We start from the raw sequence: 25,343 nt of genomic DNA, 5'->3' as shown, positions 1-25,343 counted from the left end.
GCGAGATGGCTCGTTCCGTCTGGAAAGGTCCGTTCGTGGACCTCAGCCTTCTGAAGAAGGCGGAAGCCGCGCAGGACGCGGGTGGCCGTGCGCCGATCAAGACCTGGTCGCGTCGTTCCACCATCCTGCCGCAGTTCGTTGGTCTGACGTTCAACGTCTATAACGGCCGCAAGCATGTTCCGGTCTCCGTGAACGAGGAAATGGTGGGTCACAAGCTGGGCGAATTCGCTCCGACCCGCTTCTTCCCCGGCCACGCTGCCGACAAGAAGGGCAAGCGCTAATGAGCAAGGAAAAAGCTCCGCGTCGCGTCGCCGACAATGAAGCGCTGGCCGTTGGCACGCAGATCCGTGGTTCGGCCCAGAAGCTGAACCTGGTCGCCACGCTCATCCGCGGCCGCAAGGTCGAGGACGCGCTGAATATCCTCGCCTTCTCCAAGAAGGCGATGGCGGTCGACGTGCGCAAGGTGCTGGCTTCGGCCATCGCCAACGCCGAAAATAATCACAATCTGGATGTCGACGCACTGGTCGTCGCGGAAGCATCGGTAGGCAAGGCGTTCACGCTCAAGCGCTTCCATGCCCGTGGCCGCGGCAAGTCGACCCGGATCCTCAAGCCTTACAGCCGCGTGCGTATCGTCGTGCGTGAAGCTGGCGAAGAAGCGGAGGCGTAAGCACATGGGTCACAAGAGCAATCCGATCGGTCTGCGTCTCCAGATCAACCGTACCTGGGACAGCCGCTGGTTCGCCGAAGGTGCCGACTATGGTCGTCTCCTGCTGGAAGATCTCAAGATCCGCCAGTTCATCTTCAAGAACATGCCGCAGGCCGCGATCTCCAAGGTCGTGATCGAGCGTCCCGCCAAGCTGTGCCGCGTGTCGATCTATGCCGCCCGTCCGGGTGTCATCATCGGCAAGAAGGGTGCGGACATTGAGAAGCTTCGCAAGAAGCTGGGTGCGCTGACCTCGTCCGACGTGTCGCTGAACATTGTCGAAATCCGCAAGCCGGAAGTCGACAGCCGTCTCGTCGCGCAGGGCATTGCCGACCAGCTGGAACGCCGCGTGGCATTCCGCCGGGCGATGAAGCGGGCGGTTCAGTCCGCGCTGCGTCTGGGTGCCGAAGGCATCAAGATCACCTGTGGCGGCCGTCTGGGCGGCGCGGAAATCGCGCGCGTCGAATGGTATCGCGAAGGCCGCGTTCCGCTGCACACGCTGCGTGCGAACGTCGACTATGCCGAAGCCACCGCGCATACCGCCTATGGCGTGTGCGGGATCAAGGTGTGGATCTTCAAGGGCGAGATTCTCGGCCATGATCCGTTCGCGACCGACCGGCTCATGCTGGAGGCTCAGACCTCCGGCGTGCGTCCGGCGCGCTGATTTTGAATAGGGTATAGCGTCATGCTGCAACCGAAGAAAATGAAGTTCCGCAAGACCTTCAAGGGCCGGATCAAGGGCGATGCGAAGGGCGGCACTGCGCTGAACTTCGGCGCCTACGGCCTGAAGGCCATGGAGCCGGAACGGATCACCGCGCGCCAGATCGAAGCGGCCCGCCGCGCGATCACGCGCCACATCCGCCGCCAGGGCCGTCTGTGGATCCGCGTGTTCCCCGACGTTCCGGTGACGAAGAAGCCGGCCGAAGTCCGTCAGGGCAAGGGCAAGGGTTCGGTCGAATATTGGGCGGCCCGCGTCGCCCCCGGCCGCATTCTGTTCGAGCTGGACGGCGTGCCCGGTCCGCTCGCAGCTGAGGCTTTCTCGCGTGCCGCGATGAAGCTGCCGATCAAGACGAAGGTTGTCGCCCGCCTCGGCGACACCTCGCATCTGGAGGGCTAAGGTCATGGCGAATGTTGCTGACCTCAAGACCAAGACGGACGACGAGCTGTCGACCGAGCTGAACAACCTGAAGCGCGAGCAGTTCAACCTGCGTTTCCAGGCGGCCACCAACCAGCTGGAAAAGCCCAGCCGGGTCAAGGAAGTCCGCCGGTCGATCGCTCAGATCAAGACCCTGCAGACGGAGCGTAACAGCTCCGCTGCCAAGTAAAGGAACCACACGATGCCCAAGCGCGTGCTGACGGGAACTGTGGTTTCCGACAAGACCGACAAGACGGTGGTCGTTCGCGTGGAGCGCAAGGTAAAGCACGCGCTCTACGGCAAGATCATTCGTCGTTCGAAGAAATATCATGCCCATGACGAGGGCAATGTCTACAAGGAAGGCGAGACGGTCCGCATCGAGGAAACCGCCCCGATTTCCAAGCTCAAGACCTGGAAGGTCATCGAGCGCGTGGACACCCACAAGTCGCCGGAAACGGCGGCCTGAGGGATAGGTCACCGACTCTTTGAGTCTAATTGCGACGCGGGGCTGGCCTTTTCGTTCAGAAGGGGTTACAGGCCCGCGCTTCGCGTATGACTCCAAGGGTCCAGGCACGAAATTCGGAACCGCCGGAATTTTTCCGGTAGGCCAAATAAGAAGGAACCGGATCCATGATCCAGATGCAATCCAATCTTGACGTCGCGGACAACAGCGGCGCCAAGCGCGTCCAGTGCATCAAGGTGCTGGGCGGGTCGAAGCGGCGCTTCGCCGGCGTTGGCGACATCATCGTCGTCTCCGTCAAGGAAGCGGCTCCGCGCGGCAAGGTCAAGAAGGGCGACGTTCACCGCGCCGTCATCGTGCGTACCGCCAAGGACATTCGTCGGGCCGATGGTTCGGTGATCCGTTTCGACGGTAACGCCGCTGTGCTGATCAACAAGAACGAGGAGCCGATCGGCACCCGTATCTTTGGCCCCGTGGTTCGTGAACTGCGTGCCAAGAAGCACATGAAGATCATCAGCCTAGCCCCTGAGGTGCTGTAATGAGCGCTGCTAAGATCAAGAAGGGCGACAAGATTGTCGTCCTGGCTGGCAAGGACAAGGGCCGTACCGGCGCTGTCCTTCAGGTGATGCCCAAGGACGACAAGGTTCTTGTCGAAGGCATCAACGTGCATGTGAAGCATCGCAAGCCCGACCAGTCGAACCCGCAGGGCGGCATCGAGCGCAAGCCTGCGCCGCTCCACATCTCGAACGTGGCGGTCGCCGATAAGGACGGCAAGCCGACCCGCGTTCGTTTCGAGGAGCGCGACGGCAAGAAGGTTCGCGTCGCCGTCAAGTCCGGTGAGGTGCTGTAATGGCCGACATTTATATCCCGCGCTCCAAGGCGCTCTATGACGCCGAGATCATCAAGGCGATGACCGAGAAATTCGGTTATAAGAACGTCATGGAAATCCCCCGGATCGAAAAGATCACGCTCAACATGGGCGTGGGCGAAGCGACCCAGGACAAGAAGAAGGTCACCCAGGCCGCCGAGGAAATGGAACTGATCGCTGGCCAGAAGCCGGTCATCACCAAGGCGAAGAAGTCGATCGCGCAGTTCAAGCTGCGTGAGGGGATGCCGATCGGTGCCAAGGTCACGCTGCGCCGCGAGCGCATGTATGAATTTCTGGATCGCCTGATCAACATCGCGCTCCCCCGCGTGCGCGACTTCCGTGGTCTGAACCCCAAAAGCTTTGACGGCCGTGGCAACTATGCCTTCGGCATCAAGGAACAGATCATCTTCCCGGAGATCAGCTATGACCGCGTCGACAAGGTGCGCGGCATGGACATCATCGTGACCACCACCGCGAAGACGGACGACGAGGCGCGCGAGCTGCTGCGCCTGTTCGGTTTCCCCTTCCCGCAGGAAGAAGAGAAGCAGGCGGCTTAATCGGCCCCGCTTCTCTCCCAACGCATTAGCTAAGGAAGAGAACTTAAGTCATGGCGAAACTGAGTTCGATCAACAAGAATGAACGTCGCAAGAAGCTGGTGAAGAAATATGCCGGCCGTTATGCGAAGCTCAAGACGATCGCAAATGATACCAATGCTGACGACGGTGATCGTTTGATCGCCCGTCTGAAGATGGCGGAAATTCCCCGCAACGGTAACCCCACTCGCGTGCGTAATCGCTGCGAGCTGACCGGTCGCCCGCGCGCTTATTACCGCAAATTCCGGCTCTGCCGTATTCAGCTGCGTGATCTGGCCAACAAGGGCCTGATCCCCGGCGTCACCAAGTCGAGCTGGTAAGGATATCATCTCATGGCATTGACCGATCCCCTGGGTGATATGCTCACCCGCATCCGCAACGGGCAGCAGGCGAAGAAGGACAGCGTTATGTCCCCCGCGTCCAAGCTGCGCGCCCGCGTTCTCGACGTGCTTCAGCGCGAAGGCTATATCCGTGGTTATTCCGAGGAAGCGCTTGGCGCCCACCCCGGCCTGCGCATCGAGCTGAAATATTTTGAAGGCCAGCCGGCCATCAAGCATGTCGCTCGCGTGTCCAAGCCTGGCCGCCGCGTCTATTCGGGTTCCAAGGAACTGCCGGTAGTCCGCAATGGCCTGGGCATCACCATTGTCTCGACGCCCAAGGGTGTTCTGTCCGACGCGGAAGCGCGCGAACAGAATGTCGGCGGCGAAGTGCTGGCGGAGGTGTTCTAATGAGCCGCATCGGTAAAAAACCGGTCGCGATCCCCAATGGGGTGACCGCGACCATCGAGGGCGGGCAGCTCTCGGTGAAGGGCCCCAAGGGCACCCTCGCCATGCCGCTGCGCGACGAGATCAGCTACACGTTGGAAAATGACGGCATTTCGGTGCAGCCAGCCAACAAGACCAAAGCGGCTCGCGCCTTTTGGGGTATGCAGCGCACGCTCGTCCAGAACCTGATCACCGGTGTGACCGAAGGCTTCACCAAGAAGCTGCTGATCACCGGCGTCGGCTACCGCGCCAACTCGCAGGGCAAGAACCTGAAGTTGCAGCTGGGCTACAGCCACGACGTCGATTACGCGATCCCCGAAGGGATCGAGATCAAGACCCCGGATAACACCACGGTCGAGATCATCGGTATCGACAAGCAGAAGGTCGGACAGGTTGCGGCCGAGATCCGTCGCTGGCGTAAGCCCGAACCCTATAAGGGCAAGGGCATCAAGTACGACGGCGAATTCATCTTCCGCAAGGAAGGGAAGAAGAAGTAAGATGGCAAAGCTTTCCCTCTTCGCGCGGCGTCGTCGCCGCGTTCGCACCGCCCTCAAGGCCGTGTCGGGCAATCGCCCGCGTCTGAGCGTTCACCGTTCGGGCCGTCACATCTACGCCCAGGTCATTGATGACGCCGCCGGCACCACCGTCGCCGCCGCCTCGACCCTGGACAAGGACGTGCGCGGCAAGACCGGCGCAACCGCTGATGCGGCTGCCGACGTTGGCAAGCGCGTGGCGGAAGCCGCGACCAAGGCCGGCGTCACCCGCGTCGTGTTCGACCGCGGCGGTTTCCTTTTCCATGGCCGCGTCAAGGCGCTGGCCGATGCGGCCCGTGAAGCCGGGCTGGAGTTCTGAGCATGGCTGACGAAAACACCATTGAAGTCGCTGCGCCCGTCGACGGTGCAGACGCTGCACCGACCGAAGGTCGCGGTCCTGGCCGCGGTGCCCGTGGCAACCGTGGCGGCGGCGATCGCAACCGTGGCGGCGGCGATCGTGGCGGCCGTGGCCGTCGTGACGATCGTCGTGGCGGCAACCGCGACGAAGATCAGGGCGAAGAACTGATCGAGAAGCTGGTTCACATCAACCGCGTCAGCAAGACCGTCAAGGGCGGCAAGCGCTTCGGTTTCGCCGCTCTGGTCGTCGTTGGCGACGGCAAGGGTCGTGCGGGCTTCGGTCATGGCAAGGCACGCGAAGTGCCTGAAGCGATCAGCAAGGCGACCGCCGCTGCCAAGAAGGCAATGGTTCGCGTTCCGCTTAAGGAAGGCCGCACGCTGCATCATGATGGCCTTGGCCATTTCGGTGCGGGCAAGGTGACGGTCCGTTCGGCGCCTGCCGGTACGGGTATCATCGCCGGTGGTCCGATGCGCGCCGTGTTCGAAAGCCTGGGCGTTGCGGACGTCGTGACCAAGTCCAACGGCACGTCGAACCCCTATAACATGATCCGGGCGACCTTTGCGGCGCTGGGCGAGCAGACCAGCCCCAAGTCGGTGGCGCAGCGTCGCGGCAAGAAGGTCGCTGACCTGCTTCGTCGCGGTGGTGCCTCGGTCGAGTTGGCCGCTGCCGACGCCGAAGCGATTGCGGAGTAAGCGATATGGCCAAGATCAAGATCAAGCAGATCGGTTCACCGATCCGCCGTCCCGCCGACCAGAAGAAGATTCTGATCGGTCTGGGCCTGGGCAAGATGAACCGCGTGGTGGAACTGGAAGACACGGCGGAAGTCCGCGGTGCCATCCGTAAGCTGCCCCACATGGTGCAGGTGGTCGAAGGCTAAAGCCCTTCGATCCGACGAAATCAAGCGGGAGAGGGGGAAACCCCTCTTTCGTTTTTTCTAAGGCTGGGCTATCGGCCCTGCCTCTTTGGTTCCCCACCTGGGGATAGCGCGAACATAGCGAAAGCGAGTGCAAGACATGAAACTCAATGACATCCGTGACAATGATGGCGCCCGCAAGGGCCGTATGCGCGTTGGACGCGGCATCGGTTCGGGCAAGGGCAAGACCGCCGGTCGCGGCCAGAAGGGCGCCAAGGCGCGTTCGGGCGTCGCCATTAACGGGTTCGAGGGTGGCCAGATGCCGCTCCACATGCGCATCCCGAAGCGCGGCTTCAACAACATCTTCGCCAGCGATTTTGCGATCGTGAACCTGGGCGCGGTGCAGAAGGCGATCGACGCCGGCAAGCTGGACGCCAACGCGACCATCGATCATGCCGCACTCAAGGCCGCTTCGCTTGCCCGTGGCGGCAAGGACGGCGTCCGTTTGCTCGCCAAGGGTGAACTGACTGCCAAGGTCAGCTTCCTGGTCTCCGGTGCGTCGAAGGGCGCTCTGGAAGCGGTCGAAAAGGCCGGTGGCAAGGTTGAGGTGATCGAAGTGGTCGCCGCTGCTGACAAGGCGAAGGCCAAGAAGGGTACGGCGCTCGCCGCTGCCAAGGCTGCCCGGAAGGCCTAATCCGCCGTCCCAGACTTGCATGTATGGCCCCGCTGCCCGATATGGGTTGGCGGGGCTGTGCGCATCTGGGGGTCTATTTGTCGCTTGCGCGGCAACTCCCCGTTCGACACGGCTAACCCGTCCCGCTAAGGGATGAGCGATTCCGCTCCGGGGCCTTGGCGCTCCGGCACGCATGATTTGAAGGGCAGCCACCATGGCATCGAGAGCCGACCAGCTCGCATCCAATCTCAGCCTCGCGAAATTCAGCCAGGCGACCGACCTCAAGAAGCGCCTGTGGTTTACGCTGGGCGCGCTGATCGTGTTCCGTTTCCTCAGCTTCGTGCCGCTGCCCGGCGTCGATCCGACGGCCCTGTCGCAGCTCTACAGCCAGACGCAGGGCGGCATCCTCGACATCTTCAACACCTTCTCCGGTGGCAGCCTGTCGCGCATGAGCCTGATCGCGCTCGGCGTCATGCCCTATATCACCGCCTCGATCGTGGTGCAGCTGGGCGCGTCGCTCTCGCCCAAACTGGCGGCGATCAAGAAGGAAGGCGAGAGCGGGCGCAAGAAGCTCAATCAATATACCCGCTATGGCACGGTCGGCCTGACCGCGGTGCAGGGCTATTTCATTGCCGTCGGGCTTGAAGGCTTTGGCGCGCAATCGGGCGTGGCCGCTGTCATCGAACCGGGCATGTTGTTCCGCCTGACCGCCGTGGTCTCGCTGATCGGCGGCACCATGTTCCTGATGTGGCTGGGCGAACAGATCACCTCGCGCGGCATCGGCAATGGCGTGTCGCTCATCATCATGGCGGGCATCGTCGCCCAACTGCCGGTGACGCTCAGCAACCTGTTCAAGTCGGGCAGCGAAGGCACGATCTCCGGCCTGCTGATCTTCCTGGTCATGGTGATGGCCGTTGGCCTGGTCCTTCTGATCTGCTTCATGGAGCGCGCCCAGCGCCGCGTCCTGATTCAATATCCCAAGCGCCAGACGCGCCAGGGCTTGATGCAGGCGGATCGCAGCCACTTGCCGCTCAAGGTCAACACCGCTGGCGTGATCCCGCCGATCTTCGCCAGCTCGCTGCTGCTGATGCCGCTCACCATCTCGCAGTTCGCGGGCCAGACCGTCGCGGGTGAGAGCAAGCTGGGCGATTTCGTGCTGACGCTGAACCAGTATCTGTCGCACGGCAGCCCGGTCTATATGGCGCTGTACGGCCTTGGCATCGTGTTCTTCTGCTTCTTCTACACCGCTGTGGTGTTCAACCCGGAAGAAACGGCCGACAATCTCAAGCGCAATGGCGGCTTCATTCCTGGCATCCGTCCGGGCAAAAATACCGAAAATTACCTGGATTATGTGCTGACGCGCATCACGGTGATTGGCGCGGCCTATCTCGCGTTCATCTGTCTGGTGCCGGAGTTCGCCATCGCACGGGCGGGAATTCCATTCTACCTTGGTGGGACTAGCTTGTTGATCGTCGTCAATGTTACGGTCGACACGGTGACCCAGATTCAAAGCCATCTGCTCGCCCATCAATATGGGGACCTGATCAAGAAGGCGAAGCTGAAAGGCCGTATGCGCTGATCGGCGCAGAACGGCTCTGGGCGCACAACAGGGGAGAATGCGCGCAATGAATATCATTCTGCTTGGCCCTCCGGGCGCTGGCAAGGGGACGCAGGCCAGCCGTCTGGTCGAAAGCCGGGGCATGGTCCAGCTGTCGACCGGCGACATGCTGCGCGCCGCGGTAAAGGCGGGCACGCCCGTAGGGTTGCAGGCCAAGGCGCTGATGGAATCGGGCGCGCTGGTGCCTGACGAAGTCGTATCCGGCATCATCGGCGAGGCGCTGGATGCGCTCGCCCCCGACACCGGGGTCATCTTCGACGGCTATCCGCGGACGCAGGCGCAGGCCCATTCGCTCGACGCCATATTGGAGCAGCGCAGCCGTTCGCTCGACCATGTCGTCGAACTGGAAGTCAATGAAGACGCACTGGTCGAACGCATCACTGGCCGCTTCACCTGCGCCAGCTGCGGCGAAGGCTATCACGACACGTTCAAGACGCCCAAGGCTGAAGGCGTCTGCGACAAGTGCGGTGGCACCGAATTCAAGCGTCGTCCCGACGACAATGAGGAAACGGTGCGCACCCGCATGGCCGAATATCGCGCCAAGACCGCACCGATCCTGCCGATCTACGAAGCCCGCGGCATCGTGTCGCGCGTCGATGGCATGGCGGACATGGACGATGTCAGCGTCGCGATCGCCGCCATCTTGGACGGCGGCGTCGCCTGAGCTAGACTGCCCTCCGCACACAAAGGGGGAGGGCATGATGCGCATGATCGGATTATTGGCATGGGCTGGTGCGGCGATGGCTGCTCCAGCCCATTCTGCTGTAACGGCGACCACCGATATCGGTTTTGCGACGCAAAGCAGCGTCGAGATCGCGGCGGAGGCTGGCGCGGTCTATGCGTTGCTTAGCGCTCCCGGCCGCTGGTGGAATGACAGTCACACCTATAGCGGCGATTCCGCCAATATGACGCTCGACCCGCGCGCTGGCGGCTGCTTTTGCGAAACCATGCCTGATCCCTCCGGCAAACCCGGCAGTGTCGAACATGGCCGGGTCATCTATGCCGTGCCGGGCAAACAGTTGCGCCTCTCAGCCGCGCTGGGGCCGCTCCAGAGCGAAGGCGTCGTTGGCACGCTCGACTTTACGATCCAGCCAAAGGGCAAGGGGGTTCAGGTCATCATGACCTATGTGGTGGGGGGCTATTTGCGCGGTGGTCCAGCCGTGATGGCGCCGATCGTCGATCAGGTGCTGAACGAACAGTTGCAGGGCCTGAAACGGGCTGCCGAGGCGCACTGACGGCCTGACTGATGCGATCTGGCAAACTATCGGCAACAAAAGAGGGTTAAGGCACGATAGTTAACCACGATGTTAACTGATTTATTGCTGACTTGTTGCTATACCGCAGCATGACCGGATCGCCTCCCTCCCGCACTCGCCTGACCGAGCTGGACGCCTTGCGCGGCATCGGGGCGTTGTGCGTGCTGATCTTCCATTATTCCACCCGCTTCCACGAGCTGTTTCCGCAGGCCAGCCATGTCCCTTTCAGCTTCCCCGGCGGAAACTATCGGGTGCTGCTGTTCTTCACCATTTCGGGCTTTGCGATCTTCTTCACGCTCGACCGGATCGGATCGGTCGCGGACTTCATCGTCAACCGCTTCGCGCGTCTCTATCCCGCCTATATCGTCGCGATGCTGCTGACGCTGGGTATCGAATATCTGGCGCATGCAACCCAGTTGCTGGTTGGCCCAGTGGCGATCCTTGCCAACTTCACCATGTTACAGGGCTTCGCCTTCATGCCCGAAGTAGACGGCGCCTATTGGACGCTGACGGTGGAGATCGGCTTCTATGTCTGCATGATCGCGCTGTGGCGCTTTGCGGGCCTCAAGCGGCTTGAACCGGTGCTGGCGGCATGGCTGGCGGTGCGCTGGCTCTATTTCGCGTGGCCCGATATGCCTGAACGCATCATCATGCTGCTGGTGCTGCGCTATCTGCCCTTTTTCGTCATCGGGATGCTGTCCTACCGCGTCTGGGCCGGACGGCGCAGCTGGTGGCAACAGGCGCCTTATATGTTATTGGCCCTGGCATCGGTGGCGACGATCGAGACGTGGGACGTGACCATCGTCGCTTGCGTCCTGATCGCGGCCTTCGCGGCGCTGATTGCGGGGCGGCTGCATTTCCTCAGCCTGCGCCCGCTCGTCTGGCTGGGCGGGATCAGCTATTCCTTCTACCTCATCCACCAGCATGTCGGCTTCATTGTCATGCTGGAGGTTGCCAAGGCAGGCTATAGCCCCTGGATCGGCTTCTTCGCCGCCTTCGCCGTGGCGCTGCTGCTGGGGACAGCGATCAACCGCGTGGTCGAACGGCCAGTGGGGGAGGCGATCTTGGGCTGGTGGAAACGCCGCCGCGAACGGGCAGCGGTCGCCATCGTCCCGGCTTGAAAAAGGGCGCAGCCAGATAGTCCGGCCGCGCCCCTCCTGATCTTACTTGGCGACGGGCGCTGCCGCTGCCGCATTTTCAGGCAGGCCGCCCATCTGCGTCACCATCTTGGTATAGGCGTCCAGATAGGCCAGCACGATCACCTGACCGATGTCGGTATTCTGGTAACCGCCCCCACCGACCGCAGCCAGACCACCCATCCAGCCAAGGCCGCCACCGCCGCCAAAGCTCAGGTCCGATTTGCGGAAATAGCCTTCCGCCATCACTTCTTCTTCGGTCGTGCGGGCATTGACGACCGACAGCATGACATTGGCCTCGCTCTTCTTGATCGAGATGCCGCCGAGCAGCGCGCCGCCGATCCGGCCGCCGAGCATCCCGCCCAGCATCCCGCCAAAGGCATTGCCGCCGCTATTCTTGTTGGTGGTCACAATGTCAGGCTGGATGAAATAGTCCGCCGCTTTGACCTGACCCTTGCCCAGATTGCTGCCCGACTGCAATTCGCCCGAATCCGCCATCGCGCGTTCCAGATTGCGGCTCGCCATTGAACGGCCGCGATTGACGATGCCGAAACAGCCCGATTGCTGGACGAACAGCTTGATGATCGCTTCGGGGCTGCCCAGATTCAGTTCACGCCACCACTGATTGTCCGGCTCGACGATCGCGACGGTGCCCAGGCGCTTGGTGCAGCGGGGGATTTCCATCTGCTTTTTCGTCTGGGCCTGGCGACCGGACGATCCCTTGTCGGCGGCCATGGCTTGCGGCGCGGCCAGCGCCAGGCAGAGCGCCGCTGCGGTCACCCTCTTAAATACACGCATTTTCAAGAACCCCGTTTGTTGCTTGATCTGAATTTGTACGCGCCCGATATTTTGCCTGAGCATATCATAGCGCCGTCCGGCTTCCAAGCGGAGTGGGGCCAAGTGACGACCATTGTCATCTTATCGGACGGGCCTTTCGCGATCCTGCTGACAGGGCCGATGACACCTGCTATCGGCGCGCAATGACTGAGCTTAGCCACATCCGTAACTTTTCGATCATCGCCCATATCGACCATGGCAAGTCCACGCTGGCGGACCGGCTGATCCAGCGGACCGGCGGCCTGACCGACCGCGAGATGAGCGCCCAAGTCCTTGATAATATGGACATTGAGAAGGAGCGTGGGATCACGATCAAGGCGCAGACGGTGCGCCTGGACTATGTCGCCAAGGACGGTCAGACCTATGAGCTGAACCTGATGGACACGCCGGGGCATGTCGACTTCGCCTATGAGGTCAGCCGCAGCCTTGCCGCGTGCGAAGGCGCGTTGCTGGTCGTGGACGCGGCGCAGGGCGTGGAAGCGCAGACGCTGGCCAATGTTTACCAGTCGATCGAGCATGATCATGAGATCGTACCGGTCCTCAACAAGATCGACCTGCCCGCCGCGGAACCGGAAAAGGTGCGCAAGGAAATCGAGGATGTCATCGGCCTCGACGCATCCGAAGCGGTGCTGGCCAGCGCCAAATCGGGCATCGGCATCGACGAGATACTCGAAGCCATCGTCAAGAAAATCCCGCCGCCCAAGGGCGACCGCAACGCCCCGCTGGAAGCGATGCTGGTCGACAGCTGGTACGACCCTTATCTCGGCGTCGTCATCCTGGTCCGCGTCGTCAATGGCGTGATCAAAAAAGGCCAGGCGATCAAGTTCATGATCGGCGGCACCGAACATCTGATCGACCGTGTCGGCTGTATGCGCCCCAAGATCGAGGCGCTGCCCGAACTGGCGGCGGGCGAAATCGGCTTCATCACCGCGCAGATCAAGGACATCACCGAAACCCGCGTTGGCGACACCATCACCACGGTGAAGAACGGCGCGCTGAAACCGCTGCCGGGCTTCAAGGAAGTGCAGCCGGTGGTGTTTTGCGGCCTGTTCCCGGTCGACGCCAATGATTTCGACAAGCTGCGCGACTCCATCAGCAAGCTACGCCTGAACGACGCCAGCTTCAGTTTCGAGATGGAGAGCAGCGCGGCGCTGGGCTTCGGCTTCCGCTGCGGGTTCCTCGGCCTCCTCCATCTGGAGATCATCCAGGAGCGGCTGACGCGCGAATATGATCTGGACCTCATCACCACCGCGCCGTCGGTGGTGTACAAGATCCAGCTCACCTATGGCGCGGGCGAGATCGAACTGCACAATCCCGCCGACATGCCCGACCCGACCAAGATTGACGAGATTGAGGAGCCGTGGATCGAGGCGATCATCTATTGCCCCGACGAATATCTCGGCTCCATCCTGAAACTCTGCCAGGACCGGCGCGGCATCCAGAAGAACCTCACCTATGTCGGCGGCCGCGCGCAGGTGACCTATGAACTGCCGCTCAACGAAGTGGTGTTCGATTTCTATGACCGGTTGAAGAGCATCAGCCGCGGCTATGCCAGCTTCGATTATCACCAGATCGGTTATCGCGAGGGTGATCTGGTCAAGATGAGCATCATGGTCAATTCGGAGCCGGTCGATGCGCTCAGCATGATCGTCCATCGCGGCACCGCCGAATCGCGCGGACGCGGCATGTGCGAGCGGCTCAAAGACCTGATCCCCCGCCATTTGTTCAAAATCCCGATCCAGGCCGCGATCGGCGGCAAGGTGATCGCCCGCGAAACCATCGCGGCGATGCGCAAGGACGTGACCGCCAAATGCTATGGCGGCGACATCAGCCGCAAGAAGAAGCTGCTCGACAAGCAGAAGGAAGGCAAGAAACGGATGCGCGAATATGGGAGCGTCCAGATTCCGCAGGAGGCGTTTATTGCCGCGCTGCGGATGGGCGACGAGAACTGACCGACCCCCACGCCGCCCTGACCGGCCAACTGGACCGGATCGAGCGGGCGGCGGCGTTTCTGGCCAATGGCATGTCGCTGGGCCTGTGCCCCGACGCGGCGATACAGCGGCGTGGCGCGATGCCCGCCAAACTGATCGGCAATGGCCTGCGCGAACTGGACCTGTTCCTGACCGATATGATTGTCGAGGCGCAGCGGGTCGACCGGCTGGGCGCGCGGGCTGGCGCTGATCCCGGCGTGCATCCGGGACGACGGATATTCAGCGCGGCCGAAGCCTGGCGCCGGGCAGGCAAGCAACTGGGGCTGGCGGGCGTCGAGCGCGGGCGGCTGCGCATGATGCGCGCGGCGCAGAACCGGCATTGCTATGGCGGGTTACGCGACGGTGACGGCGGCGCGGCGATGCAGGCCGCCTGCGCCGACTATGCGCGGCTGGCGGGGGATGTACTGGCGGCGGTGCGGAGCAGGGGGCTGAGTCGCCCCTATCAGCCCTGACCTGAAACCGTCAGCAGCGACGAAATCGCCACAACGACCTGCGCGGGGACGAAGGGTTTGGCGATCATGATGCTGTTGGGAACGCCCTTTGAAAACCATTCATGATCGCTGGCGGCGCTGACATAGACGATAGGCAGCATGTTGAGCAATTCACGCGCTTTTCGGGCAACGTGCCAGCCTTCCGGCCCATCGCCCAGATTGATGTCGGTAATGATGCCGTCCAGTCGGTCGGCTTGCGCGGCCAGCACGTCCAGTGCCTGCGTGCCATTATCCGCCACCAGCAGCTGAAAACCCGCTTCTTCAAGGGCGGACACGAGCATTTCCTGAATGAGGATCTCATCCTCCACATAGAGTAATAGCGGCGCGGTCGGCGCAGTCGTCATGGTCAAGCGTCCCCGGTGCTGCGCTGTGCGCGATGCACGATCGACACCAAAGTGCCGGGACGGGCATCGCTGATGGTCACCGTCGCCCGCAATTGCTTGGACAGGGCTTCGACAATCCCCGTACCCAGGCCCGGCTCCGCGTCCTTGGCGGGCATACCAACGCCATTATCGCCCACGGTCAGCTGCCATCCCTCTCCGTCAGACGCATAGCCTACGGTGATCAGTCCCTTATGCACCTTGCGCGGAAAGGCGTGTTTGAGCGCGTTGATCACCAGTTCGGTCACGATCAGGCCCAGGCTGACCGACACGTCCGCCGTGGTGGTCGATTCGTCGATGGTCGGGGTGATCGCCAGGCGGCGGGGATCGGCGATCATCGACGCGCCGATGCTGTTGCACAGATCGGTGAAATAGGGGCGCAGCGCCACGTCGCCGACCGATGTTGTCGCCAACTGCCGTTGCAGGGTGGCGATCGACATGACGCGATGATGGGCGTTGTTGAGGTGGGTGCGCGCCTCGTCCGACTGCACCCGGCGCGCGCTTTGCATCAGCACGCTGGCGATGATCTGAAGGCTGTTGGCGACGCGATGCTGCAATTCCTGAAGCAGCACCATTTTTTCGCGGACAAGATCATCCTTTTGCCGCTCCGCGAGGCGGATGGCGGTGACGTCCGTGACCGACAGCAGCAGGCGCGTCTCACTGCCCGAATAGTTGAGCAGCGTTGCATTGAGGATGAGATTGAGGTCGCCGGAGCGACGATGCAGCAGCAGTTCATAGGCGTCGATCGCTGCGTTGCCGGACAGGGTCGCGATCAGGAGCGATCGCAACTGCAATATGTCCCACTCGCCCCCGCCAAGCGTCGCAATCTCCATGCCCACGACTGCGTCGGTCCGCAGCCCGAACGCCATGCAGAATGTATCGCTCGCCGCCAGGACGACCAGTTGGTCATCGAGAAGCAGGAGCGGCGTGCTGGAGGATCGGACGATAGCCAATCCCAGGCTGTGCGTTGAGTCTGGCGGAGAAGCCGTAAAAAATTCCATGGCCGAAGCCTTCGGAAACCAGAGGCTCGCGGGGCGAAAGCCGTACCCTGGATATAATGCCAAGCTGTAGGCATAAAGCCCGCATCCGTGGCTTTGAGCCGGAAGTTTAGCACGGCGCAGCCTTTTAGGTGCATCAATTCGGTGCTTTAATTTTGGCGGTCTGACAAAGGCGGAAATGCAGCCGTCAGCGCGCCCCGCCCAAGCACCAGTTGATCGGCTTGGGCGACCAGGGCCGGGCATGGCCCTTGAGGATCATCAACTGGCCCAGCGACACGCCGTCGCGCACCAGCAGTCTGGCCGACGGATCGGGATCTATCGGATCGGGCTGGGCGTCGAACGCGCCGCCGTTGATCATCGCGGCCAGCGCGGTGCGGCCCTGCTGCGCCAGTTCGGCTTCGGCCGGACATTGGGCATCGGCCTGGCTGGGGACGCTGATGTCGGCCACGCGATAACGTTGGCCTTTATAGGCATAGCTGTCCGCCGAGAGGATGCAGGCGTCGCCGGTCAGGTCGTCGCAACTCTCGAACCGTTCGGAAATGGTCGTCGGGCCAACGACCTCGGCATGTTCGGGGGCGGGCAACATATCCTTGAACAGCAATATGGCACCGCCCGCGATCAGCAGCGCGACCAGGATGATGCCCACCGGCACGATGCGGGTGCGGCTTTCCTGCTTGTCATGCAGCCAGGCACCCGACGGGTCGGGTGTGCGATCGCCCAGGTCGTAGAGATTACGTGCCATGATCGGTTTTCCACTATTCTGTGTAGTATTAGCTGATCTCTCGCAAATATTTCGTTAACCAACCCAGCGCAGGTCGGGGACCGGCGGCTTGACGATGGCGCGGGGGCATGGTCAAACCGGCGTGTTCCCGACGCAGGAGGCGGCATGAGCGAGGGCTGGTTATATGATGAGCATCCCGCGATGTTCCGGGCGCACCCCGTGCTGTTCACGCTGCTGCTGGTGTCGGTGGTCGGCATCCTGGCCATTGCGGTGTGGTGGGTGATACATAAGGGTGAGCGGCTGGCGCTGAGCGAGCGCGAAGTCCTGATGGAGCGTGGCTTGCTGGCCAAGCAGCGCACCGAAGTCGCGCTGTCGAGCATCCGCAGCGTGCGGATCACGCAAAGCCTGGGCCAGCGCATCTTCGACGTCGGCCATGTCGAGCTGTTCAGTGCGGGCGACGTCGCCGAAATCGCGATCAAGAATATGCCGCGGCCCGGCCGAATCCGCGCCATTGCCGCCGCGCGCAACCTGGATCTGTTGCCGCAGAGATAGGTTGCTTCACGCTACCCCTTGACTTTGACGCATATATTTCAACGATAGCAGATTGAGGGACCGGCAGAGTTCCCAGCCGCAGAGGACGCCAGAAACAGCAACGCCGGGCCGCATCATGTGGTGCGGCGCGGACAAGGGGTCGTCTGCATGGGCTTGCGAGTGATGCCGTCATTGACGGAACTGACGGTCGAGCAGCGCGCAGAGATACGGCTGGCCTGCGGTTTCGCCTGTGTGCGGTGCGGGGTGACCATCTATCGCTATCTGGGCCTGCCCGACAGTAATGGCGCGACCTTGCTGTGCCCGACCTGCCACGGGCTGGTCGAGGAAGGGCGGCTGACCGCGACGCAGGTGCAGAGTTTCCACGCCAATCCCGTCGTGCGCCAGCGCCATTTTGCGCGCGACCGGCTGCCCTTTTCCGCCGAACTGCCGCAGCTGATCGTCGGCGGATCGCGGTTGCTGCGCGACACACCGATCCCGATCACGCTGGACGGCGAACCGATCCTGATCTTCGCCCCGCCGCGCCGGACCAATGGCGCGACGCGGATCAGCGTGCGGCTGGGCGCTCCTGATGGCGAGCCGGTGCAGGTGATCGACGGCAATGAATGGTTGCCCATCAATGGCAGCTGGCACTTCCTGCTGCGCGGCGACCGCTATTCGATGATGGCGTCGCGCGGCGATGGCCTGGCCGTGCTGCGCATCGTCGCGCGCAACCGGATCGCGGTGGAACATCTGCGCACGACCATCCGGGGGCGGCGGCTGGAGGTGACGCCGGACTGGCTGGAGATTGACGGCAAACGCTATGTCGACCGTATCGGCAGCGGGACGCTGATCGGGCTGGAGATGTAGGGGTTTTGACAGCGGGGGCGGATAGGGGCAAGGGCTGGTGATGCAGCTTTCCCATTTCGATCCCGCCCTGTTCCTGCGCGACTATTGGCAGAAGAAGCCGCTGCTCATCCGCAATCCGTGGGGGGAGTGGCGCAATCCGCTGGAGCCGGACGAGCTGGCGGGGCTGGCGTGCGAGGAAGGCGTGGAATCGCGGCTGATCACGCTGGGCGATGATCGGCTGGCGATGGAGAGCGGGCCGCTGCCCGAAACCCGGTTCGGCCAGCTGGGCGGGCGACCCTGGACATTGCTGGTGCAGGCGGTGGACCATCATGTGCCGCAGGTTGCGGCGCTGATCGACCCGTTCCGCTTCGTCCCCAACTGGCGGATCGACGATGTCATGGTCAGCTACGCCACCGATGGCGGCGGGGTGGGCGCGCATTTCGACCAATATGATGTGTTTCTGGTGCAGGGGCTGGGCCGCCGCCGCTGGCAGGTCGGTGGCCTGTGCGATTCCGCGACGCCGCTTTTGCCGCATGACGATCTGCGCCTGATCGCGGATTTTGTGCCGGAACAGGAATGGATATTGGAGCCGGGCGACATCCTTTATGTGCCGCCGCGCGTCGCCCATCATGGCGTCGCTGTGGGGGATGATTGCATGACCTATTCGGTCGGCTTTCGCGCGCCGTCGCGCGCCGAGCTGGTCGAACATTGGTCCGAGACGCTGGTGGACGCCATGCCGGACGAGGATCGCTATGCCGACCCCGATCTGGCGCGGCCGGCAAATCCGGGCGAAATCGCGCCCGCCGCGATCGACCGGTTGCACGGGCTGGTGACAGAGGCGCTGGCCGACCGCGACGCCTTTGCCCGCTGGTTCGGCCAGTATAGCAGCAGCCCCAAATATCCCGACACTGACTGGCGACCCGAAGAGCCGATGGAAGCGGGCGATGTCGCCGCGATGCTGGCGCAGGGGGCGGCGCTGTGCCGCAATCCCGCGAGCCGCTTTTCCTTCGTGCGGCAGGGCGACGGGCTGCTGCTGTTCGTCGATGGCGAATGTTTCGATTGTGCTGGTGACACGGCGGCGCTGGCCGAGATGGTCTGCGCGCAGGATCATGTGACGGTCGATCCGTCCGATGCCGGGCTGACGTTGCTCACCGCGCTGGTCAACCAGGGCAGCCTGGCATTTGAGGAAGAGTTTTAGGCCATGACGCTGATATTATTCAACAAGCCCTTCAACGTTCTGTGCCAGTTCACCCCCGAAGCCAATGGGCCGGAGCGGCAGACGCTCAAGGATTTTGTCGATGTGCCGGGCGTCTATCCCGCCGGGCGGCTGGACACGGACAGCGAGGGGCTGTTGCTGCTGACCGACGATGGCCGCTTGCAGGCGCGGATCGCCGACCCCCGCTTCAAAATGCCCAAAACCTATCTGGCGCAGGTGGAGGGCGAACCGGACGAGGCGGCGCTCGACGTGCTGCGGCGCGGGGTGACGTTGAAGGACGGGCGAACCTTGCCCGCCGAGGTCGAACGGATCGACGATCCGGCGCTATGGCCCCGCGACCCGCCGGTGCGCTTTCGCAAGACCGTCGCCGATTGCTGGATCAGCCTGAAGATCAGGGAGGGCAAGAACCGGCAGGTGCGCCGCATGACGGCAGCGGTGGGACATCCCACGCTCAGGCTGGTGCGCTGGGCGATTGGCGAATGGACGCTGGAGGGGGTGCAGCCGGGGGAATGGCGCGAAGTTGGGTGAGGGGGCCGCAAACGACCAATTTTTGCCGTCTATGCCGCTTGCGGTGCTCCCCAGAAGCAGACACATATAGCTGGCATATTCAACGTGAGGAAATATGAAAGCGGCATTCTGGCGTTTCGCACATATGCGTTACCAAGCGCGAAAGCCTTCGCTTTTCACTGATATGGCCGCCTTCACTTGGTTCGCCTTCTTTGCGCTGGTGTATGGATGTGCCTTGCTGGCAGGTTGGAGGCCGGACATCTTGGAAGCCGTCGCAGGCACCATATTGGTTGGCGTTCCGTTCGTTGGCGGTGTGCTTCATCGCCGTATCAGGCTGGAGGCCGCAAAATCACCAGATGCCCTTTATCGAAAGCGTATTGAGGCGGACAGCTGATCAGTCAGCCGTCGACCATTTTCGGACAGCATTACTACTGCTGCAAGACCCCTTCATCGGACATATGGAAGAGCCGTGTTTCTTCTTTGAAGCCCAGCGCGCGCCATATGCGGATGGCGTAGCGGCCCACTTCATCGCGATCCTCGGTCGCGAACATGTCCACGTCACCTAACAGGCGCAATAAGCGTTTACGCACGGCTTCTTGATCAAGCGGATCAGGCATGGCGCGAATATCTAAAATCGCCGCGTCAACAGCATCTTGTAAAGGCCTGCGATCCTCCGGTGTGTCCGCGCCAGTGTAATGGCCGTAAGGCTTAAATTTTGATTGTTTGAGAAGCGTGGTCAACGCGGGCCGCTCTGGAGGCGGTGAAGCCTTGGCGCAACCTGGAAGAGTCAGCAGGATTAGGGCGGTGTATTTGAAATGGCGTTGCATACAATCACGTTATCAATGCCTATGTCGGCTTTCCAGTCCCGGGAAGCCGAAAGCCGACCGTCCCCTTTCCACCCAACTTAGCCAGAAACTATCGTCCGTGAAAGGTAGGGGATTTTTGTAGCGCATGTCCCCTCTCCCGCAGGCGGGAGGGGGTTAGGGGGTGGGCTTGCGCGAGGTTGCGTTGGCCCACCCCGCTGCGACTAAGGCGCTGCGCGCCCAAGTCTCGCTGCCCAGCGGCGGGTGAACAGTCCCCCGGACTGTTCAGGTCATGCCGGGGGCATGACCGACCCGACGCTCGCTTGCGGGAGGGGCGTAAATCACGCCGCCGCGCGGCGTTCTTTCAGTTCTTCATTCAGCATTTCGGCCAGCAAAAACGCCAGTTCCAGGCTCTGCGCCGCGTTCAGGCGCGGGTCGCAGTGGGTGTGGTAGCGATCCGCGAGGCCTTCGTCGGTGATGGCGATGGCGCCGCCGGTGCATTCGGTGACGTTCTGACCGGTCATTTCGGCGTGGATGCCGCCGCCAAAGCTGCCCTCGGCGCGGTGGACGGCGAAGAAGCCGCGCACTTCGGCCAGGATGCGCTCGAAAGGCCGTGTCTTGTAGCCATTGGCCGCCTTGACGACATTGCCGTGCATCGGGTCGCAGGACCAGACCACCGGATGGCCTTCGCGCATCACCGCGCGGACCAGCTTGGGCAGGCCCGCCTCGATCTTGTCATGGCCATAGCGGGTGATGAGCGTGATCCGCCCGGCTTCCCGCCCAGGGTTCACCACATCGAGCAGGCGGATGAGCGCGTCCGGCTCCAGGCTGGGGCCGCATTTCATGCCGATGGGATTGCCGATGCCGCGCAGATATTCGACATGGGCCGACCCTTCGAAACGGGTGCGGTCGCCGATCCACAGCATGTGGGCGGACGTGTCATACCAGTCGCCGGTCAGGCTGTCCTGTCGGGTCAGCGCCTGCTCGAACGGCAGCAGCAGCGCTTCATGGCTGGTGTAGAAGCTGGTCCCGCCCAATTGCGGCACGGTTTCCGCCGACAGGCCACAGGCGCGCATGAAGTCGAGCGCCTGGCCGATCTGGTCGGCCATCTGTTCAAACTTCGCGGCCCAGGGACTGCGGCCCATGAAGTCGAGCATCCAGCCATGGACGCGGTCCAGACTGGCATAACCGCCGGTCGAGAAGGCGCGCAGCAGGTTGAGCGTCGCGGCCGACTGGTTATAGGCCTGCACCATGCGCTGCGGGTCCGGCTCGCGCCCTTCCGCGGTGAAGGCGATGTCGTTGACATTGTCGCCGCGATAGCTGGGCAGCTCGACCCCGCCGATCGTTTCGGTATCGGCCGAGCGGGGCTTGGCGAACTGGCCCGCCATGCGGCCGACCTTCACCACCGGCAGCTTCGAGGCGAAGGTCAGCACCACCGCCATCTGGAGCAGCACGCGGAACGTGTCGCGGATATTGTTCGGGTGGAACTCGGCAAAGCTTTCGGCGCAATCGCCGCCCTGAAGCAGGAAGGCTTCGCCGGCCGCGACCCTGGCCAGGTCCGTTTTCAGGTTGCGGGCCTCGCCTGCAAAGACGAGCGGCGGAAACTGGCCGAGCTGGGCTTCCACGGCGGCCAGCGCCTGCGTGTCCCGGTAAGCGGGCATCTGAATGCCCTTATGCGCGCGCCAGCTATCCGGCGTCCATTTCGCCGCCACGACGAGTCTCCTAAAATGAACCAAAAAAACAGGGGCCGCACCTACGCCGCCGCGCCGTTCAAGGCAAGTTTATAGCAGTCTTGCAGCGCCCATGCGCAATGATCCTTTCGATCAGACTGATCGAGCGGCTATTTCTGGCATGGATAGCGGTCGTTGAGCGCCACGCTGACCAGTACGGAGGCGGGGCCGCGCCGCTGGTCGGGCCAGCGTTCGAGATAGGCGACGACGGTGCGGCGGGCGTCGTCGGCGCTCATCTTGTCCGGCCAGCAGATCGGGCGACCCCGGCCGATGAAGCTGTCCTTGCGGATGCCATCGACCACGCCGACGATATAGGCGGTACAGGCCAGCGCATATTCGGGCGCCTTGTTGCGGCATTTGGCGAGCAGCGATGTGCCGCTTTCGAACATGAAGGTCTGCGCGCTGGCGGGGTTGGGGGAAGCGGCGAGTGAAGCGCCAGAAAGGATGAGGGAGACGAGAAGCGCACGCATATTGGGTTTCCAAGCAACGGATCAGAGTTGATCAGCGACACTATAGCATAGTGCTCCCGCGCAGGCGGGTGCCCAGTCGCGGTGCCGGAACTGGGCTCCCGCCTGCGCGGGAGCACATGGACTTTGCGTCAATCCTTTCGCTTCGCCGTGAAGGCGAAGGTCAGCGCCACCTGCGGGGTCAGGCCGCCGCTGCTCTCGCCATTGCCGACGCCAAAGGCGGCGCGGGCGATGGTCGCGGTGCCGCTGACCTTGCGGGTCGTGCCGTCGCCCGACAGGGTGAAGCGGATCGTCTGCGGTTTGGCGACGCCTTTGAGGCTGAGCGTGCCGGTGGCGCGATAGGCGTTCGCGCCCGTTTTCTCCGCGCCCTTCGCGGTGAAGGTTGCGGTCGGGTGGGCAGCGACCGCGAAAAATTCGTCGCCCGGCAGCATCCCGTCCTGATAGGCATCGCCGACGCTGGCGCTGGCCATGTCGATCGTCACCTTGATGTCGGCGGTTTCGGGATGGTCCGGGTCCATGACGATCGCGGCGGTCCATTTGGCAAAGCTGCCGCTGATCGTCTGGCCATCATTGCCGACGGAAAAGCCGATTTTGCCGCCGGGTTGTACGGTCCAGGCGGGGGGTGGGCCGACGGGTTCTTCCGGGGCGGCTTCGGTGGCGTTGGCGGCGGCGTTGTCCGGTGCGGCCTCCACGACATTTACGGGTTCGGCGATATTTTCCGGTGCTTCGGGGGCTTCGACCGCGGCGGCGGCCTTTGGCGCGGGGGCTGGCAGGATTGCCTTGCCGACGACCAGACCCAGCAGGATCAGCGCGGGCAGGGCGATCAGCAGCGCGGTCGAGCGGCCCGGTATCATCCGCCAGATCAGCCCGTCGCGTATCAGAAAATGGTGGCGCAGCGCGCCCGCGACATGGAGCAGGAACAGCGCGATGCCGAGCCAGGCGATCAGGCCATGGCCGCCCTCCGCCAGCTCATGCATACTCGCGGGCAGCGGCAGATCGGGCAGGGGCAGGACGCCGAACAGCAGGGTCGGCACCTTGACCTTGGCGGTGGATACCAGCGCCCATCCGGTCAGCGGCGCGCCCAGCATGAAGGCGTAGAGGCCGACATGCACGCCCGACGCCAGCGCGCCCTGCCAGCCGCCCTCCAATTTGGCCGGGCGTGGCTTCCAGTAGCGCACGACGATGCGCAGCAGGGTCAGCAGCAATATCGTGATGCCGACCGACTTGTGCCACTGGTAAAGCGCAAAGCCCCGCGCGCCCAGATCCTCCAGCGCCCAGCCGACGCTGATCTGGAAGGCGAGCAGGGCGGCGATCGCCCAGTGCAGGATGATGGCGACAAAGCTGTAGCGTTGCATGAAAACCCCGGCAGGATGGACTTGGCGCGGAAGCTATGCCGCGCGCGGGGCGAAGTCCATCGCCCTGCCGGGAAACGCTGCGTTGCCTATGGCTTGAGGGTGATCGCCTCGGCATCCGCGTCGGGCAGGGATGCGCCCATGACCTTGGCCAGCGTCGGCGCGATGGCGCGCATGTCGATCAGGCCCAGATCCTTGTCCCGTGCGATGCCCTTGCCCATGATCATGAAGGTCGCGCGCAGATTGGCGGGGCCGGGGAAATAGCCGTGCATCCCCTTGACCGGGCTGCGGGCCACCACCGGCGCGGTGGCCCCGCGGAATATATCGGTGACATAGCCGGGGGCGAGGTTGATGTAATAAGCCGCCTGCGGATTGCCGCCCATCGCCGCGATCTGCGCCTTGTCAGCGACCTGTATGATGCCGTTGGCCGGATTGGCGGCGAGCGTGTCGAGCAGCGCCTTCACGCGCACGGTCAGCGCCGCGTCGTCAGGCCGGGCCAGCATGATCGCGGCCGATCCGCCTGAAATCCAGGGCATGGCCAGCCAGGACGCGACCTTGCCATCCTTGTCCAACGTGATCAGGCCCGCGTCGATGAAGGGGCGGTAGAGGTTGATCGCTGTTTGGGTCGCTTCAAAGCCATGGTCGCTGACCAGCGCGACGACGGCGTCGGGATGGGCCTGCATTTCCGCGGCCACCAGATCGCCGACGATCGCATCGATCTTTTCCAGCACGGCCCTTGCGGCGGGCGTGTCCGGTCCCATGGCATGTTGCTCATGGTCCAGCGCTGTCAGATAAACGGTCAGGAATTGCGGCTTGTGCGCGGCGATCAGCGCAGTGGCGAAACGGCCGCGCAACTGGTCGCCGGGCAGGCTTTCGTCGATGCCCATGGCATAGAGTGCGCCGACTTTCGCCTCCAGTTCGGTTTTCAGGCCGGGCGTTGCCAGCGCGTCGAGCAATTTGGCGTCGTCGGCGTGACCGGTGCGCCAGATTTGCGGCAGGTTCCACGTCACGCCCTTGGCCGCGACGCTGACCGGCCAGTGGATATTGCCGGTGGACAGGCCCGCCCTGGTCGCGGCCTCCCACAGGGTCGGCACCTTGATGTCCTGCGCATACCAGTACCAGCCGCCCTGGTTGATGCCGGTGGGATCGAAACTGTTATTGGCGACGATGCCATGCTTTGCCGGGGTTACGCCGGTCATCAGCGTGGTGTGGCTGGGATAGGTCAATGTCGGCAACACGCCGGTGACGCCAGACGCATGCGCGCCCTGCGTCACGAAGCGGCGCAGATTGGGGAGGGAAAGGCCGCGCTTGTCCGCATCCAGCACGTCGCCGGGGCGCAGCCCGTCGATCGAGATGAGGAGGACGGGGTCCGCCAGCGCCGCGTGCGGGATGCAGGCGGCGAGAGCGGTGGCGAGGAGCGCGGTCTTTTTCATGATGATAGTCCCAACTGCCGTTCGCTTCGAGCGTGTCGAGAAGCGGATAACGCTGTGCGCGACGTTTCTCGACTTCGCTCGAAACGAACG

At 63.0% G+C, this 25,343-nt stretch carries 36 protein-coding genes; 27 read left to right on the top strand and 9 right to left on the bottom strand.

Going from position 1 to position 25,343, the window contains the following annotated elements:
- The first annotated feature begins 5 nt into the window (after nt 1-5).
- The 20 genes from rpsS (at nt 6) to ACODR8_RS02005 (ending at nt 10,935) form a co-directional block, all read left to right on the top strand.
- Entirely contained in the window at nt 6-281 is a 276-nt protein-coding gene (rpsS, locus tag ACODR8_RS02100; RefSeq protein ID WP_017184033.1) for a 30S ribosomal protein S19, read from the top strand.
- Nucleotides 281-667 (top strand): 50S ribosomal protein L22, encoded by a 387-nt coding sequence (gene rplV, locus ACODR8_RS02095; protein WP_006960310.1) that lies wholly within the window; start codon nt 281-283, stop codon nt 665-667. Before rpsS ends, rplV begins: the two co-directional genes overlap by 1 nt.
- A gap of 4 nt (nt 668-671) precedes the next feature.
- Nucleotides 672-1,367 carry a 30S ribosomal protein S3 gene (gene rpsC / locus ACODR8_RS02090; RefSeq protein ID WP_006960312.1) on the top strand — a complete coding sequence of 232 codons (696 nt, stop codon included), beginning with the start codon at nt 672-674 and terminating at the stop codon, nt 1,365-1,367.
- A gap of 21 nt (nt 1,368-1,388) precedes the next feature.
- Nucleotides 1,389-1,820, top strand: a complete 432-nt coding sequence (gene rplP / locus ACODR8_RS02085) for a 50S ribosomal protein L16 (RefSeq protein ID WP_006960313.1) — start codon at nt 1,389-1,391, stop codon at nt 1,818-1,820.
- A 4-nt stretch (nt 1,821-1,824) separates the two neighbouring features.
- On the top strand, nt 1,825-2,028 hold the full coding sequence (gene rpmC, locus ACODR8_RS02080) for a 50S ribosomal protein L29 (protein WP_056691689.1): 204 nt from the start codon (nt 1,825-1,827) through the stop codon (nt 2,026-2,028).
- Nucleotides 2,029-2,040: 12 nt separating this feature from the next.
- The gene (gene rpsQ / locus ACODR8_RS02075) at nt 2,041-2,304 is read left to right on the top strand and encodes a 30S ribosomal protein S17 (protein ID WP_006960320.1); all 264 of its coding nucleotides are present in this window, start codon (nt 2,041-2,043) and stop codon (nt 2,302-2,304) included.
- A 164-nt stretch (nt 2,305-2,468) separates the two neighbouring features.
- Entirely contained in the window at nt 2,469-2,837 is a 369-nt protein-coding gene (gene rplN, locus ACODR8_RS02070; protein WP_006960322.1) for a 50S ribosomal protein L14, read from the top strand.
- The gene (rplX, locus tag ACODR8_RS02065) at nt 2,837-3,148 is read left to right on the top strand and encodes a 50S ribosomal protein L24 (protein ID WP_119745092.1); all 312 of its coding nucleotides are present in this window, start codon (nt 2,837-2,839) and stop codon (nt 3,146-3,148) included. The genes rplN and rplX overlap by 1 nt, the downstream gene beginning before the upstream one ends.
- On the top strand, nt 3,148-3,723 hold the full coding sequence (rplE, locus tag ACODR8_RS02060) for a 50S ribosomal protein L5 (protein WP_294133897.1): 576 nt from the start codon (nt 3,148-3,150) through the stop codon (nt 3,721-3,723). Before rplX ends, rplE begins: the two co-directional genes overlap by 1 nt.
- A gap of 50 nt (nt 3,724-3,773) precedes the next feature.
- A complete protein-coding gene (gene rpsN / locus ACODR8_RS02055; protein WP_119745090.1) occupies nt 3,774-4,079 on the top strand; it encodes a 30S ribosomal protein S14 in 306 nt (101 codons plus the stop codon).
- Nucleotides 4,080-4,091: 12 nt separating this feature from the next.
- On the top strand, nt 4,092-4,487 hold the full coding sequence (rpsH, locus tag ACODR8_RS02050) for a 30S ribosomal protein S8 (RefSeq protein WP_006960330.1): 396 nt from the start codon (nt 4,092-4,094) through the stop codon (nt 4,485-4,487).
- Nucleotides 4,487-5,020 carry a 50S ribosomal protein L6 gene (gene rplF, locus ACODR8_RS02045; RefSeq protein WP_119745089.1) on the top strand — a complete coding sequence of 178 codons (534 nt, stop codon included), beginning with the start codon at nt 4,487-4,489 and terminating at the stop codon, nt 5,018-5,020. Before rpsH ends, rplF begins: the two co-directional genes overlap by 1 nt.
- Nucleotide 5,021: 1 nt before the next feature.
- Entirely contained in the window at nt 5,022-5,375 is a 354-nt protein-coding gene (gene rplR, locus ACODR8_RS02040; RefSeq protein WP_017184040.1) for a 50S ribosomal protein L18, read from the top strand.
- A gap of 2 nt (nt 5,376-5,377) precedes the next feature.
- Nucleotides 5,378-6,106 (top strand): 30S ribosomal protein S5, encoded by a 729-nt coding sequence (rpsE, locus tag ACODR8_RS02035; protein ID WP_217673614.1) that lies wholly within the window; start codon nt 5,378-5,380, stop codon nt 6,104-6,106.
- Between the two features lie 5 nt (nt 6,107-6,111).
- Entirely contained in the window at nt 6,112-6,291 is a 180-nt protein-coding gene (gene rpmD / locus ACODR8_RS02030; protein WP_119745086.1) for a 50S ribosomal protein L30, read from the top strand.
- A 136-nt stretch (nt 6,292-6,427) separates the two neighbouring features.
- A complete protein-coding gene (gene rplO, locus ACODR8_RS02025) occupies nt 6,428-6,961 on the top strand; it encodes a 50S ribosomal protein L15 (protein ID WP_119745085.1) in 534 nt (177 codons plus the stop codon).
- Nucleotides 6,962-7,154: 193 nt separating this feature from the next.
- The gene (gene secY, locus ACODR8_RS02020) at nt 7,155-8,519 is read left to right on the top strand and encodes a preprotein translocase subunit SecY (RefSeq protein WP_489005740.1); all 1,365 of its coding nucleotides are present in this window, start codon (nt 7,155-7,157) and stop codon (nt 8,517-8,519) included.
- A 46-nt stretch (nt 8,520-8,565) separates the two neighbouring features.
- The gene (locus tag ACODR8_RS02015) at nt 8,566-9,222 is read left to right on the top strand and encodes an adenylate kinase (RefSeq protein ID WP_294133911.1); all 657 of its coding nucleotides are present in this window, start codon (nt 8,566-8,568) and stop codon (nt 9,220-9,222) included.
- Between the two features lie 37 nt (nt 9,223-9,259).
- On the top strand, nt 9,260-9,793 hold the full coding sequence (locus tag ACODR8_RS02010) for an SRPBCC family protein (RefSeq protein ID WP_489005832.1): 534 nt from the start codon (nt 9,260-9,262) through the stop codon (nt 9,791-9,793).
- Nucleotides 9,794-9,903: 110 nt separating this feature from the next.
- On the top strand, nt 9,904-10,935 hold the full coding sequence (locus ACODR8_RS02005; RefSeq protein WP_489005739.1) for an acyltransferase family protein: 1,032 nt from the start codon (nt 9,904-9,906) through the stop codon (nt 10,933-10,935).
- Nucleotides 10,936-10,977: 42 nt separating this feature from the next.
- On the opposite strand, the gene ACODR8_RS02000 is transcribed toward ACODR8_RS02005, so the two are convergent.
- Complete coding sequence (locus ACODR8_RS02000) at nt 10,978-11,748, bottom strand: CsgG/HfaB family protein (RefSeq protein ID WP_294133916.1); 771 nt, start codon at nt 11,746-11,748, stop codon at nt 10,978-10,980.
- 182 nt (nt 11,749-11,930) lie between these two features.
- Between ACODR8_RS02000 and lepA the strand changes: the two genes are divergently transcribed.
- Both lepA and ACODR8_RS01990 read left to right on the top strand, forming a co-directional pair.
- Nucleotides 11,931-13,739, top strand: a complete 1,809-nt coding sequence (gene lepA, locus ACODR8_RS01995; protein WP_294133920.1) for a translation elongation factor 4 — start codon at nt 11,931-11,933, stop codon at nt 13,737-13,739.
- A 71-nt stretch (nt 13,740-13,810) separates the two neighbouring features.
- Complete coding sequence (locus ACODR8_RS01990) at nt 13,811-14,230, top strand: hypothetical protein (protein WP_489005738.1); 420 nt, start codon at nt 13,811-13,813, stop codon at nt 14,228-14,230.
- Here the strand turns inward: ACODR8_RS01990 and ACODR8_RS01985 are convergent.
- The 3 genes from ACODR8_RS01985 to ACODR8_RS01975 all read right to left on the bottom strand — a co-directional run bounded on the left by ACODR8_RS01985 (nt 14,221) and on the right by ACODR8_RS01975 (nt 16,389).
- Nucleotides 14,221-14,613 carry a response regulator gene (locus ACODR8_RS01985; protein ID WP_489005737.1) on the bottom strand — a complete coding sequence of 131 codons (393 nt, stop codon included), beginning with the start codon at nt 14,611-14,613 and terminating at the stop codon, nt 14,221-14,223. The two genes, ACODR8_RS01990 and ACODR8_RS01985, sit on opposite strands and share 10 nt — an antisense overlap.
- Nucleotides 14,614-14,615: 2 nt before the next feature.
- A complete protein-coding gene (locus ACODR8_RS01980; RefSeq protein ID WP_489005736.1) occupies nt 14,616-15,650 on the bottom strand; it encodes a sensor histidine kinase in 1,035 nt (344 codons plus the stop codon).
- Between the two features lie 184 nt (nt 15,651-15,834).
- Nucleotides 15,835-16,389 (bottom strand): nuclease, encoded by a 555-nt coding sequence (locus ACODR8_RS01975; protein ID WP_489005735.1) that lies wholly within the window; start codon nt 16,387-16,389, stop codon nt 15,835-15,837.
- A gap of 144 nt (nt 16,390-16,533) precedes the next feature.
- On the opposite strand from ACODR8_RS01975, the gene ACODR8_RS01970 reads away from it, so the two are divergent.
- The 5 genes from ACODR8_RS01970 to ACODR8_RS01950 all read left to right on the top strand — a co-directional run bounded on the left by ACODR8_RS01970 (nt 16,534) and on the right by ACODR8_RS01950 (nt 19,862).
- Nucleotides 16,534-16,920, top strand: a complete 387-nt coding sequence (locus ACODR8_RS01970) for a PH domain-containing protein (RefSeq protein WP_489005734.1) — start codon at nt 16,534-16,536, stop codon at nt 16,918-16,920.
- Nucleotides 16,921-17,082: 162 nt separating this feature from the next.
- Nucleotides 17,083-17,766 (top strand): hypothetical protein, encoded by a 684-nt coding sequence (locus ACODR8_RS01965; RefSeq protein ID WP_489005831.1) that lies wholly within the window; start codon nt 17,083-17,085, stop codon nt 17,764-17,766.
- A 40-nt stretch (nt 17,767-17,806) separates the two neighbouring features.
- Nucleotides 17,807-18,943 (top strand): JmjC domain-containing protein, encoded by a 1,137-nt coding sequence (locus ACODR8_RS01960; RefSeq protein WP_489005733.1) that lies wholly within the window; start codon nt 17,807-17,809, stop codon nt 18,941-18,943.
- 3 nt (nt 18,944-18,946) lie between these two features.
- A complete protein-coding gene (locus ACODR8_RS01955) occupies nt 18,947-19,489 on the top strand; it encodes a pseudouridine synthase (protein ID WP_489005732.1) in 543 nt (180 codons plus the stop codon).
- A gap of 94 nt (nt 19,490-19,583) precedes the next feature.
- Nucleotides 19,584-19,862 carry a hypothetical protein gene (locus tag ACODR8_RS01950; protein WP_489005731.1) on the top strand — a complete coding sequence of 93 codons (279 nt, stop codon included), beginning with the start codon at nt 19,584-19,586 and terminating at the stop codon, nt 19,860-19,862.
- Between the two features lie 34 nt (nt 19,863-19,896).
- Here the strand turns inward: ACODR8_RS01950 and ACODR8_RS01945 are convergent, their stop codons facing one another.
- The 5 genes from ACODR8_RS01945 to ACODR8_RS01925 all read right to left on the bottom strand — a co-directional run bounded on the left by ACODR8_RS01945 (nt 19,897) and on the right by ACODR8_RS01925 (nt 25,253).
- On the bottom strand, nt 19,897-20,295 hold the full coding sequence (locus tag ACODR8_RS01945) for a DUF4844 domain-containing protein (protein WP_489005730.1): 399 nt from the start codon (nt 20,293-20,295) through the stop codon (nt 19,897-19,899).
- Nucleotides 20,296-20,612: 317 nt separating this feature from the next.
- Nucleotides 20,613-21,983: a class II 3-deoxy-7-phosphoheptulonate synthase gene (locus ACODR8_RS01940; protein ID WP_489005729.1), complete on the bottom strand. Its 1,371-nt coding sequence runs from the start codon at nt 21,981-21,983 to the stop codon at nt 20,613-20,615.
- Between the two features lie 128 nt (nt 21,984-22,111).
- Complete coding sequence (locus tag ACODR8_RS01935) at nt 22,112-22,471, bottom strand: Rap1a/Tai family immunity protein (RefSeq protein ID WP_489005728.1); 360 nt, start codon at nt 22,469-22,471, stop codon at nt 22,112-22,114.
- 128 nt (nt 22,472-22,599) lie between these two features.
- Nucleotides 22,600-23,823, bottom strand: a complete 1,224-nt coding sequence (locus tag ACODR8_RS01930; RefSeq protein WP_489005727.1) for a YceI family protein — start codon at nt 23,821-23,823, stop codon at nt 22,600-22,602.
- Nucleotides 23,824-23,909: 86 nt separating this feature from the next.
- Entirely contained in the window at nt 23,910-25,253 is a 1,344-nt protein-coding gene (locus tag ACODR8_RS01925; protein ID WP_489005726.1) for an alkaline phosphatase family protein, read from the bottom strand.
- Between the last annotated feature and the right edge of the window lie 90 nt (nt 25,254-25,343).

It is taken from the genome of Sphingobium sp. FG58, from assembly GCF_057809055.1.
The sequence above is the reverse complement of the archived record's forward strand: the minus strand, read 5'-3'. Positions and strand labels throughout refer to the sequence as shown.